Source organism: Massilia sp. CT11-108, from assembly GCF_047302915.1.
In the GTDB taxonomy this organism is placed as follows: Bacteria; Pseudomonadota; Gammaproteobacteria; order Burkholderiales; family Burkholderiaceae_D; genus Telluria; species Telluria orientalis.
Genome location: NZ_JBKYMO010000145.1, coordinates 1 through 12,200, shown reverse-complemented (window position 1 = coordinate 12,200; position 12,200 = coordinate 1). Strand labels below are relative to the sequence as shown.

General features: G+C 67.2%; 11 protein-coding genes. 7 read left to right on the top strand and 4 right to left on the bottom strand.

What is annotated here, in order from left to right:
• Positions 1 to 981: NYN domain-containing protein (locus tag ACEN88_RS13805; protein ID WP_413340388.1), on the bottom strand; the 981-nt coding region annotated here is incomplete at its 3' end.
• 93 nt (positions 982 to 1,074) lie between these two features.
• Positions 1,075 to 1,497 (bottom strand): DUF1810 domain-containing protein, encoded by a 423-nt coding sequence (locus ACEN88_RS13800; protein WP_413340386.1) that lies wholly within the window; start codon positions 1,495 to 1,497, stop codon positions 1,075 to 1,077.
• Between the two features lie 52 nt (positions 1,498 to 1,549).
• On the opposite strand from ACEN88_RS13800, the gene ACEN88_RS13795 reads away from it, so the two are divergent.
• Positions 1,550 to 1,759: a DUF3820 family protein gene (locus tag ACEN88_RS13795; RefSeq protein WP_413340385.1), complete on the top strand. Its 210-nt coding sequence runs from the start codon at positions 1,550 to 1,552 to the stop codon at positions 1,757 to 1,759.
• Positions 1,760 to 1,823: 64 nt separating this feature from the next.
• Complete coding sequence (locus tag ACEN88_RS13790) at positions 1,824 to 2,237, top strand: ester cyclase (protein WP_413340383.1); 414 nt, start codon at positions 1,824 to 1,826, stop codon at positions 2,235 to 2,237.
• A 12-nt stretch (positions 2,238 to 2,249) separates the two neighbouring features.
• Here ACEN88_RS13790 and ACEN88_RS13785 read toward each other — a convergent pair whose 3' ends face one another.
• Positions 2,250 to 2,687 carry a MarR family winged helix-turn-helix transcriptional regulator gene (locus ACEN88_RS13785; protein WP_413340381.1) on the bottom strand — a complete coding sequence of 146 codons (438 nt, stop codon included), beginning with the start codon at positions 2,685 to 2,687 and terminating at the stop codon, positions 2,250 to 2,252.
• A gap of 155 nt (positions 2,688 to 2,842) precedes the next feature.
• On the opposite strand from ACEN88_RS13785, the gene ACEN88_RS13780 reads away from it, so the two are divergent.
• From ACEN88_RS13780 to ACEN88_RS13760, 5 genes are all read left to right on the top strand, one after another.
• A complete protein-coding gene (locus tag ACEN88_RS13780; protein ID WP_413340379.1) occupies positions 2,843 to 3,544 on the top strand; it encodes a pirin family protein in 702 nt (233 codons plus the stop codon).
• 385 nt (positions 3,545 to 3,929) lie between these two features.
• Positions 3,930 to 4,313, top strand: a complete 384-nt coding sequence (locus tag ACEN88_RS13775; RefSeq protein ID WP_413340377.1) for a response regulator transcription factor — start codon at positions 3,930 to 3,932, stop codon at positions 4,311 to 4,313.
• Positions 4,314 to 4,585: 272 nt separating this feature from the next.
• Entirely contained in the window at positions 4,586 to 6,904 is a 2,319-nt protein-coding gene (locus ACEN88_RS13770) for a dockerin (RefSeq protein WP_413340375.1), read from the top strand.
• 123 nt (positions 6,905 to 7,027) lie between these two features.
• A complete protein-coding gene (locus tag ACEN88_RS13765; protein ID WP_413340373.1) occupies positions 7,028 to 8,656 on the top strand; it encodes a family 43 glycosylhydrolase in 1,629 nt (542 codons plus the stop codon).
• 80 nt (positions 8,657 to 8,736) lie between these two features.
• Positions 8,737 to 10,905 (top strand): EAL domain-containing protein, encoded by a 2,169-nt coding sequence (locus ACEN88_RS13760; RefSeq protein ID WP_413340372.1) that lies wholly within the window; start codon positions 8,737 to 8,739, stop codon positions 10,903 to 10,905.
• Here the strand turns inward: ACEN88_RS13760 and ACEN88_RS13755 are convergent.
• Positions 10,878 to 12,200: ATP-binding protein (locus tag ACEN88_RS13755; RefSeq protein WP_413340370.1), on the bottom strand; the 1,323-nt coding region annotated here is incomplete at its 5' end. The genes ACEN88_RS13760 and ACEN88_RS13755 overlap by 28 nt on opposite strands.

Below are 12,200 nucleotides of genomic sequence, written 5' to 3'. Positions count from 1 at the left end.
AAATCCGGCACCTATGTCTTCCGTCGGCTGCTCGCCCAGGGTTTCGGCGGCCAGTTCGTCGCCGGTTTCCTGGACCGCCGGCTCGTCCATCACCTGCGGCTGCTCGACGGCCGGCTCCACCGGCGCGGCGTCGACCGGCTGCAGGTCGACCTGGGCGTTGGCGCCGCGGAAGACATAGGTGCCGGATTTTTCGTCGCGGCCGAATTCGAACAGGCCGCGCGTCTGCGCCTCTTCCAGCAGGTTGCCGAACGTGCGGAAGCCGTAATAGGTCTCGGAGAAGTCCGGACGGCGGCGCTTCAGCGTGTCCTTCAGCAGCGAGGCCCAGATCTTGCCGGTGTCGCCGCGTTCCGAGACGAGCGCGTCGAAGGTCTCGACGACCATCTCGAGCGCCTGCAGCTTGCGCGCTTCCATGTCTTCGCGCTTACGGTTGTTCTCGTCCGACGGACGGCGGCCCTGCTGCGGCTGGGCCTTGCGCTCGTCGCGCTTGGCGGCGGCGCGGCGCTGTTCGCGCACGAGGTCGTCGTAGAAGATGAATTCGTCGCAGTTGGCGACCAGCAGGTCCGACGTCGACTGCTTGACGCCGACGCCGATCACCCGTTTCGCGTTTTCGCGCAGCTTGGAGACGAGCGGCGAGAAGTCCGAGTCGCCCGACACGATCACGAACGTGTTCACGTGCGATTTCGTGTAGCACAGGTCGAGCGCGTCCACGACCATGCGGATGTCGGCGGAATTCTTGCCCGACTGGCGCACGTGGGGGATTTCGATCAGTTCGAAGTTCGCTTCATGCATCGTCGCCTTGAAGCCCTTGTAGCGATCCCAGTCGCAATAGGATTTCTTGACCACGATGCTGCCCTTGAGCAGCAGGCGTTCGAGGACGGGCTTGATGTCGAACTTCTCGTAATTCGCATCGCGCACGCCGAGTGCGACGTTTTCGAAGTCGCAGAACACCGCCATGCTGATATTGTCTGGAGATGAAGCCATGTGTGTTGTTGTGTGGTTGGTAGACAAGCTGACCACGGATTATACGCAACAACGCCGACGGCGCCGCCGCGGACGCGTCCGGTGTCCGCGCGGTCAGCCCAGCCGCTCCAGCGTGGCCGGGTCGGGACGGCCGTCGAAGAACTGGTCCAGGCAGGTCTGGAAGATCGCTTCGTGGGGCGCGACGTCGGCAAACAGGGTCATCGAGGAATGGAATTTCAGGTTGTCCGGGTGGACGAAGATCTCGTCGACGCCGCGGTCGTCGTGGCCGGCGACGGCCGTCGCGCAGGCGCGCAGGCGCGGGCCCAGCACGGGATGCGCGAGGTAGGCCGCGGCTTCGTCGGCGGAACGGAGCGCATAGCGCTGCGCCATCGCGCTGTGGCCCAGCCCCGCGATCTGCGGAAAGATGAACCACATCCAGTGAGTGCGCTTGTGGCCGGCGCGCAGCTCGGCCAGCGCCGCGTCGTAGACGCCGTTCTGGGCTTCCACGAAGCGTTCGAGGTTGAAGTCGGTTGCCATCGATAGTCCTCCTGACCGCATGCTACGCCATGTTTGTTAAAGTGGCGCCACCATGAAGCCCGAACACCTCACTCTCCTCCTCACCCGCGAAATGCCCTACGGCAAGTACAAGGGCCGCAGGATCGCCGAACTCCCCGGCCACTACCTGGGCTGGTTCGCCCGCGAAGGCTTTCCCAAGGGCGAGCTGGGCGAGCTGCTCGCCCTCATGTACGAAATCGACCATAACAACCTGCGCGGCCTGCTCGATCCGTTGAAGCGTTGACTATACAGTCTAGCCTGTATATTATCGGACGCGTCCACCGTCGGACAGTGACCGAGGAATCCCCATGCCGCATGCAGACCCGAAGGATGTCGTACGCCGTTTCAACCTGGATGTCATCGAGCGCGGCGACCGCGCGGCCTTCGAGGCGTTGATGCTGCCGTCGTTCGTCAACCGCACGGCGCCGCCCGGCGCGGCGGACGGCCCGGAGAGCATGTGGCAAACGTTCGACCGCGTGCTGCGCCCGGCGCTGTCGGACCTGCGGGTCGAGATCCATGACCAGGTGGCGGAAGGCGCGAAAGTCACGTCGCGCAAGACCATCCGCGGCCGCCACACGGGCACCTTGCTCGGTGTCGCCGCGACGGGCCGCGACGTGGCGATCGACGTCATCGACATCGTCCGGGTCGAGGACGGCCGCTATGCCGAGCACTGGGGCGTGAACACGCTGCCGGCCGTGCTGGCCGGCCTGCGCCAGGGCTGATCGAGGAAAAGCTCAGCGTGCCGGATCGGCCAGGCGCCCGATCAGGCGGACGGCCGCGCGCAGCTCGGCGCATTCGCCGGGTGTCAGCCGCTCTGCGATGATGTCCGCGATGTGGGCGGCACGCGCGGCGCGCAGGGCGCGCAGCCGCTCGCGTCCCTGCGCCGTGACGGCGAACAACACGCTGCGGCCGTCCTGCGGGTCCGGCGTGCGCTCGATGAGACCGTCTTCTTCCAACTGCGCCGTCACGAGGCGCATGCTCTGGTGCTTGACGTTGCGGACCTGGGCCAGCGCGGCAATGTTCGCCGGGCCGCCACGGTCGAGCAGTTCCAGCGTGTCCGAACCGGCCGAACGGGGCGTGTCCGTGTCGTAGCGGACGGACCGCACGAAGGCGCTCACGGCGCTGCGCAGGTCTTCGGCAAGGTCGGCGACTTCGGGGCTCGGGCGGGTCATGGCATTCCTTTACACGGGGCGGGCGGAGTGTACCGCATGGGCCGGCACCATCATCGAATTTTTCGATGCAAAGACGGAAAATAACTCGTTTTTCAACGGCGCAGGCTGTCCCTATACTGGCTTCCATCGACACACGAACACACAAGGAGCAGATCATGATGGAAGTCCGCAGGAGCGAAGAACGGGGCGCCGCCCAGCACGGCTGGCTGATGTCCAAACACAGCTTTTCGTTCGCCGATTATTACGACCCGCGCCACAGCGGCTTCGGCCCGCTGCTGGTGATCAACGAAGACCGCGTCGCCCCGGGCGCCGGCTTCGGCACGCACGGCCACCGCGACATGGAGATCATCTCGTACGTGCTGGACGGCGCGCTGGAACACAAGGACAGCATGGGCACGGGCTCCGTGCTGCACTACGGCGACGTGCAGCGCATGAGCGCGGGCAGCGGCGTGCGCCATAGCGAGTTCAACTGGTCGAAGACGGACCCCGTGCACTTCCTGCAGATCTGGATCGAGCCGGACACGAAAGGCATCCCGCCCAGCTACGAGGAAAAGCATTTTTCGACCGACAGCAAGAAGGGCAAGCTGCGCCTGGTCGCCTCGCGCGACGGCCGCCAGGACACCGTGCTGATCCACCAGGACGCGTCGATCTATGCCGCGATCCTGGACGAAGGCGACAAGGTCGAACATGCGCTCGACAGCGAGCGCCTGGCCTACGTCCACGTGATCCGCGGCGACGTCACCGTCAACGGCGTGCCGCTGAAGGATGGGGATGCGCTCAAGATCGGTGGCGAGGAACGGGTCGTGTTCGACAAGGCCGAGGCGGCGGAACTCCTGCTGTTCGACCTGCCGGCTTGATACGATGGCGGAACCTCCTCGGATACTGGCGGTGGATCTTGCCGGTTTTGACCGTCGATAAAATTTGCGGTGCGCGTAAGCTCGACAATTGCTGCTCCTGTAACCATCAGGGAGCAAGAATTGGCGAACGACGTGTATTCGCAAATCGACAGGATCAAGGGCGAGTCCATCGATGACAAGCACAAGGAGTGGATCGAAGTCGTGCGACACGAGGCCGCTTGAACGAGTCGTGCCCGCTCTCATCGAGGGCACCACCAGTGTCACCAGGCGCACCCGGGGGTCTGAATCAAGGTGCGAATAGATCGCCTGCATGCCACAATCGCGCGTCGAATGTTAAATGCCCCCGGTATACTGAAGCCCTACGGCAACTTTCGACTCCAACAACATGAGCGCACAACCCAGCGTCCTCGTCGTCGAGGATGATGTCCACATCGCCCACGTCCTCGGCTTCATGCTCGAGCGCCAGGGTTATCGCGTCATCCACGTGGCCGACGGCCGCGCCGCCGTCCGGCACGTCGTGTCGCAGCGCGCGCCCGACCTCGTGCTGCTGGACGTGATGTTGCCGTACGTGGACGGGTTCGAGATCGTGGGCGTGATCCGCGCGCAGGCCGGCTGGGAAGCCGTCCCCGTCCTCATGCTGACCGCCAAGAACACGGAGCGCGACACCGTGCGCGCCCTCGACGCCGGCGCCAACGACTTCATCATCAAGCCGTTCCAGCCGCAGGAATTGCTGGCACGCCTGCGCCGCTTCCTGAAGACCCCCGCATGATCCCGCCCACGCGCCGGCGGACCTGCCGCCGGAGCGTTTGCCGCCCCGACGCCCTGCTGGCATCGCTCACCGACCGCTTCGCCGCCGATACTCCGCGATTTCCTCGCCGCGTTGACGATCTTCGCAATTGAACGACACCTGATGCCGCTCGCAGAATGTCCGGACGCACGAAGAAGGCGACGCGGCGGATCGGTGCGATACGGCCGACGACACCCGCCAGGCAGATGATGGAGATTACATATCAAACACATCTATTTCTGGAGGAAACACGTATGCAAGCATTCAGCACCAGAAGCGCCATCCTGCCGATCGCCATCGCGGCGCTCGTCGCGGCCTGCGGCGGATCGGGCAGCGAACCGGGCACGGCTACACTAACGGCCGCGCGCCAGGACAGCAACGTCCGGGCGGCCCAGGCATCCACCTGGAACAGCGTGAAGTTCGGCGGCGGCGGCTATGTCACCGGCCTGATCTATCACCCGACTTCCCCGAACGTGCTGTACGCCCGCACCGACGTCGGCGGCGCCTATCGCTGGAACCAGGCCGCGTCGTCGTGGACGCCGATCACCGACGGCGTGGGTTTCGGCGCCGGCCAGGGCGACCACTGTATCGAAAGCATGGCCGTCGATACCAACAATGACCAGAAGCTCTACATGGTGGCTGGCTGCAGCGGCAAAGGCCGGCTGTACATCTCGAACGACCGCGGCACCAACTGGACCTCGGTCCCCGTGCCTTTCGTGGTGAAAGGGAACGATGCCGGCCGCGCCATCGGAGAGCGCCTGAAGGTCGACCCGAACAATTCGCAGTGGATGTTCTACGCCTCGCGCCAGGACGGCCTGTACGAAAGCTGGGACGGCGGGCAGAACTGGACCCAGAGGACGGGGCTGTCGAGCACCCATTTGACCTCCAGCGCGATCGGCGTCGAGCATCTCGTGTTCGAAGCGCCGACGACGGGCGGCACCACGGGGACCTGGATCGCGTACGCCGCGGTCGCACCGGACTACGCCAACGCGGCGGGCCTGACGTCGACCTTGTACGTCACCGGCGACGGCGGCGGTAGCTGGACGCCGGTCGCGGTGCCGTCTGCCGTGGCCGGGTACCACATCCCGCACATGGTGCGCTCCGCCGACGGCTATTACTACGTCGTGTTCAACAAGGACGCCGGCCCGGGTGCCGGCGGTACGAGCTACCTGTACAAGTTCGGCGGCAACAGTCATGGCGGCACGTGGACCCTGCTCAACACCACCGCCAACACCTGGGGCGGTTACGGCGGCGTCTCGGTCCACGGCACCGGCGCGAACACCCGCATCGCGCTGAGCGTGAGCGGCACCTGGGGCGATTGGGCCGGCCAGCACATGATGAAGCTGTCCGACGACAATGGCGCCACCTGGCGCGAAATCGTGTCGCAGAAGCCGCATACGCCAGCGGGCAACGAGTACTGGGGCTGGCTCGACGACGTCGAGATCGATCCGAACAACCGCGACCGCATCATGTACGTGTTCGGCGGCGGCATCTGGGAAACCACCAACGCCTCCGCGGCGACGCCATCCTGGACCATGAAGGTGAACAACCTCGAGGAAACCGTCACCATGGCGATCGTCACGCCGCCGGCCGGCGCGTCGTACAAGCTGATCAACAGCGCGGGCGACGTCGGCACCTGGGTCCAGACCGACCTCGCGACGAAGGCGACCAGGGGCCCGGCGACGGGTTGGAGCAACGGCAACTCAGCTGACATGGCCTGGTCCGATTCCCAGTACATTGCCGTCGCCGGCGCCGACCACAGCGGCGGATTCGGCTTCTCGTCCGGTGACGGCGGCAGCACGTGGACAAAGTTCGCCAGCTTGCCGGCCGGCGCGGCAACGAATACGTCCAATGCGTCGAACATCGCCGTCACCGCACGCAACAAGGCGGTGTTCGCGCCGGCCGATTCGGTGCCTTCCTACACCACCGATAACGGCGCGCACTGGACCGCGACCAACCTGCCCGCACTGGCGCCGGTCAGCGGCTTCCCGCGCAGCTACAAACTGGCGGCGGACCGCAAGAACCCGAACAAGGTCTACGCCTACGATTCGGGCGGCGCATGGTGGGGAACGCCAGGCAAGGTCTACGTCTCGACCGACGGCGGCCACACCTTCACGCTGAGCCAGGGCTCGGTGAACGCGAACCTGCGCGCCAATCCCTTCGGCGTGACCACCATGACGGTGAACCCGAACGCCGAGGGCGACATCTGGCTGGCGGACGGCAATACCGTGTACCACTCGACCGATTCCGGCGCTACCTGGACCAAGATCAACAACTTCGCATCGATCTGGGGCACCCACGATACCTGGTCGTACCCGGATGTGCAGGGCGCCAGCTTTGTAACGCTCGGCAAGGCCGCCGTCGGTGCGCCGTACTCGGCGGCGGTGTACGTGGTCGGGGTGATCAATGGCCAGTGGGGGGTGTGGCAGTCCGACAATGCCGGCAGCACCTGGACCCGCTTTAACGACGATAACCATCAGTTCGGCGGCATCGGCGCGATCGCGGGCGACTGGAACACCTACGGCAGGCTGTATATCGCCGGCGGTGCCCGCGGTATCCAGTACGCCAACTAAGACCTGACGGTCCGCAGGGGGCGGCCGCGGCCGCCCCGTTCCAGACGCCTCCGTTGCTTGTTTATGAAATCGTTTTCATATAATCTTGTTGGCAATCAACATAAACATTCAACGGAGATAAAGTTGACCAACCCATCCCGCCGCAACGCCTTCAAGACCCTGCTGGCCGGCGCCGGCGCCGCATCGCTCCCCATCGCCCTGCCTGCCCAGGCGGCTTCGAAGACCGCCTGCGCGTCGCCCTTCCCCGGCTGGGGCCGCGGCATCGAAGGCCAGCGCAAGGCCGACCGCGGCGACGGCACCTACGTCAACCCCATCATCGCGGGCGACCACCCGGATCCGACGATCCTCAAGGACGGCAAGGACTATTACATGACCTTCTCGTCCTTCTTCTCGTACCCGGGCATCGTGATCTGGCATTCGACGGACCTCGTGAACTGGGCGCCCGTCGGCCCGGCTCTGAAAAAGCCGCTGGGCACGATCTGGGCGCTCGACCTGTGCAAGCACGACGGCCGCTACTTCATCTACATCCCGGCCGCGCCCGACGGCAATGCGTGGTCGATCTACGCCATCTGGGCCGACCGCATCGAGGGGCCGTGGAGCGACCCGGTCGACCTGAAAATCTCGGGCTGCATCGACCCGGGCCACGTCGTGGGCGAGGACGGCAAGCGCTACCTGTTCGTCAACGGCATCCGCCGCATCCGCCTCACGGACGACGGCCTCGCGACCGACGGCGCCGTCGAACCGGCGTATCAACCGTGGGTCTATCCGGCAGACTGGATCACCGAGAACTTCGCGCCGGAAGGCCCGAAGCTGCTGCGCCATGGCGAATACTTCTACCTGATCACGGCGGTGGGCGGCACGGCCGGTCCGGTGACGGGCCACATGGTGATCGCGGCCCGCTCGAAGTCGATCGACGGGCCGTGGGAGCACTGCCCGCACAATCCGCTCGTGCGCACGACCGGTACCAATGAACCGTGGTGGTCGCGCGGGCACGCGTCGCTCGTCGAGGGACCGGGCGGCGACTGGTGGATGATCTACCACGGCTACGAGAACGGCTACCGCACCCTGGGCCGCCAGACGCTGCTCGAACCGATGGAATGGACGGCCGACGGCTGGTTCCGCGCGAAAGGCGGCGACCTCTCGAAGCCAATCAACAAGCCGCGCGGCGGCAAGGCGGGGCCGAACGGCTTCGCGCTGTCCGACGATTTTTCGAAGGACCGCTTCGGCGTCCAGTGGTCGTTCCACGACCCGGCGCCGGACGAGATGACGCGCGTGCGCTTCGCGAACGGCGGCCTGGAAATCCGGGGCAAGGGGTCGATGCCGGCCGACAGCACGCCGCTCACGTGCGGCGTCGGCGACCGGTCGTACGAGGCCGAGATCACGCTCGACCTGGTCGGCCCGGCCGAAGGCGGCCTGCTCCTGTACTACAACCCGAAGGCGTTCGTCGGCATCGGCTTCACCCCTGACACCATCAAGACGTACCAGTACGCCGAGGAGCAGCCGTGGGCGCGGCGGCCGCAAGCCGTGTCCAGCGTGCGCGTGCGCCTGACGAACGATGCGAACGTGGTGACCTTCCGCTACTCGTTCGACGGCGGCAGGACGTGGATCCTGCACGGCACGCGCATGGAGGTGTCGGGCATCCACCACAACGTGTTCGGCGGCTTCCTGAGCCTGAAAGTGGGTGTGTACGCGGCGGGCAAAGGGACCGTGCGCCTGCGTGATTTCCGCTACCACGCGCTGCCGTCGGGCTGACGCGACAAAAACGGTCCGGGCGCGCGCCACGGGTGTTCCGGAACTGCTAGCATGCGCGGAAATCGTAACCAAAAGTCCACATGCCAGCGAACCCGCCTAGCGCCCGTCGCGCCGACGGCGTCCCGGACGACGCCCAGCGCCGCTTCGACGACCTGCTCGCCCACCTGCCGGCCGGCGTCGTGATGCACGATGGCGCGGGCCGCGTGGTGGCGGCCAACCGCCAGGCGCTGGCGCTGCTCGGGCGCACCGAGTACGAAGCGCGGGAAGCGCCAGGCGGCGGCGACGCCTGGCATTTCGTGCGCGCGGACGGCTCGCAGATGCCGCCCTCCGAATATCCCGTGAACGCGGTGCTGCGCACGGGCGCCAAGGTGTCGGACCTCGTCGTCGGCGTGTCCCGGCCGGCCCACGGCGACGTGCGCTGGGCGATCTGCAACGCGTATCCGGAGCGCGACGAGCGTGGCGCCATCCACCGCGTCGTCGTCTGCTTCACGGACTGCACGGCCCTCAAGGACGCGGAACAATCGCTCCACAAGTCCGAGGAGCGCATGCGCCTCGCGCTGCAGGGGTCGACCGATGCGCCGTGGGACTGGGACCTCGTCACCGGCGAACTGTATTACTCGCCGCGCTGGTGGGAGATGCTCGGCTACGTGCCCGGCGAGCAGGCGGCCGATCCGGAGGCGTGGGTGCGCCTCACGCATCCCGAGGACCGCATCAGCGTGGTCGCCTTCCTCGACGAACTGCTGCCCGGCCCGCGCCAGGCCTACAGCATGGAATTCCGCCTGCGCCACCGCGACGGCCACTACGTCCCCGTGCTGAGCCGCGGCTACATCCTGCGCGACGGCGCGGGCAAGGCGCTGCGGCTGTCCGGCACCAACACGGACCTCACGGAGCGCAAGCAGGCCGAGCGCCGTATCCACGAACTGGCGTATTTCGACCAGTTGACGGGCCTGCCGAACCGGCGCTTCCTGCTCGAGGAACTGAGCCAGATCCTCGCGCGCAACAGCCGCGCGGGCCGCCACGGTGCCCTGCTGTTCCTCGACCTCGACAACTTCAAGCTCCTGAACGACACGATGGGCCACGACGTGGGCGACCTGCTGCTGCGCGAAGTGGCGCGCCGCCTGCGCCGCGCGCTGCGCGAAGGCGACCACCTGGCACGCCTGGGCGGCGACGAATTCGTGATCGTGCTGGAAAACCTGGGCGCCACGCCGGCCGAGGCGACGGCGGAAGTCCAGGCCGTGGGCCGCAAGGTGCTGGAGGTGCTGGGCGAGCCGTTCGAGCTGGCCGGGCGCCAGTGTGCCAGCAGCCCGAGCATCGGCGCCACCCTGTTCGACGGCCACCCCACCGACATCGACGCGCTGCTGCGCCAGGCCGACCTCGCGATGTACCGTGCCAAGGACGAAGGCCGCAACACGCTGCGCTTCTTCGACCCCGGCATGCAGGCGGCCGTCGACCGCCAGGCCGCGCTGTCGGCCGCGCTGCGCACGGGCCTCGCGCGGCGCCAGTTCGTGCTGTACTTCCAGCCGCAGTTCGGCCACGACGGCAGCCTCGTCGGCGCGGAGGCGCTCGTGCGCTGGAAACGGGGCACGGATGAACTGGTGGGTCCCGGCGAATTCATCGGCGCGGCCGAATCGGGCGGCCTGATCTCCGCGCTCGGGATGGACGTGCTGGAACAGGGCTGCCACGCGCTCGCGCGCTGGGCCCGGGCGCCGCATCTCGCCACGTTGAAGCTCGCGGTGAACGTCAGCGTGCACCAGTTGCGCGACCCGGATTTCCCGCACGCCGTCGCCACGCTGCTGGCCGCGACGGGCGCGGGGGCCGACCGCCTCACGCTGGAACTGACGGAGAGCGTGTTCGCGCGCAACCCGGACGACCTGGTCGACCGCATGCTGCAGCTGCGCGGGCTCGGCGTGCACTTCGCCCTGGACGATTTCGGCACTGGCTATTCGTCGCTGGCCTACCTGGCCCGCTTTCCGCTGGCGGCGCTGAAGATCGACCGCTCGTTCGTGCAGGACGTCGACCACGACCCGAACGCGTCGTCGATCGTCGAAGCGATCATCGCGCTGGCGAGAAAACTGCACCTGGCGACGATCGCCGAAGGCGTCGAACTGGATGCGCAGCACGCGTTCCTGGCCGCGCACGGCTGCGACGTGATGCAGGGCTACCTGCTGGGCCGCCCAGTGGCCATGGACGAATTCGAGCGGCGCTACGGCCGCGCGCAGGCTCAGGCCGCGAGCGGCAGCTCGACGTAGAACGTGGTGCCGATACCTTCCACGCTGTCGAACCGGATGGTCCCGCCCATGGCTTCGACGATCGTCTTGCAGATCGACAGGCCGAGGCCCGTGCCGCCCTGCCGGCGCGAATCGGCGCCGTCGGCCTGGGCGAAGCGCTGGAACACGCGCTCGCGGAACGCTTCCGGAATGCCGGCGCCTTCGTCGGCCACGGCGAGGCGCACGTGCTCCGCGCCCGCTTCGACCTGCGTGCGCACGGTCGATCCGGGCTCGGAAAACTTGATCGCGTTCGACAGCAGGTTCGTGAGCACCTGGGCCAGGCGGTCGCGGTCGACGTCCACGCGCGCGCTTTCCGCGCCGGGCGCCGCCACGCACGAGAGCTCGATGCCGGACTGCGTGGCGAAGCTCTGCATCGCGGCAACGGCATGCTCCGCCAGCGGCAGCACCGGCTGCACTTCCTTCTCGAACGCCATGCTGCCGGCGTCCATCTTCTGGATGTCCAGCACGTCGCCGACCAGGCGCACGAGGCGTCCCGAGCTCGCATTGGCGACGTCGACGAGGCCTTTCGCATCGGGCGGGAGCTCGCCCGCCATGCCGTCGGCCAGCAGCGCCAGCGACGCCGACATCGCCGTCAGCGGCGTGCGCAGTTCGTGCGACACGGTCGACACGAATTCGTCCTTCATCCGTTCGATTTCCTTGCGCGCCGAGATGTCGTGCATGAACGCGGAAAAGAAGATGCCGTCGCCCGTGCCGGCCAGGCCGACGGTCATCTCGACCGGGATCTCGCGGCCATCGCGCGCCAGCAGGATGCGTTCGACGCGCTGGCCCAGCGTATCCAGCTGGCCCGTCTCGAGGAAGTGGCGCAGCAGCTCGCGCGAATGGGCGCGGAACCGTTCCGGCATCACGAGTTCCGGGACGACGCGGCCCAGCGCCTCGTCGCGCGACCAGCCGAGCATCTTCTCGGCCGCCGAATTCCAGTCGCAGATGCGGCCGCGCATGTCGATGCCGACGAAGGCATCCTGCGCCGTCTCGATGATGGTGGCGATGCGCTGCTCGTTGGCGCGCACGCTGGCCAGCGCCTGTTCCAGCTCGCGCGTGCGCTCGTCGACGCGCGCTTCCAGCGTCGCGTTCAAGTCTTCCAGCGCGCGCCGGCGCCGCACGAGGTTCGCCACCAGGGCGTTCAGCGTGGTGGCCAGCGCGCGCACCTCCGTATAGCCGCCCCGCTGGATGTCGATGGGGGTCGTCTCGCCCGCGCGGATGCGCTGCGCGGCATCGGCCAGGTCGCCCAGCGGCCGCGTGATGCGGCGCGCCAGCCA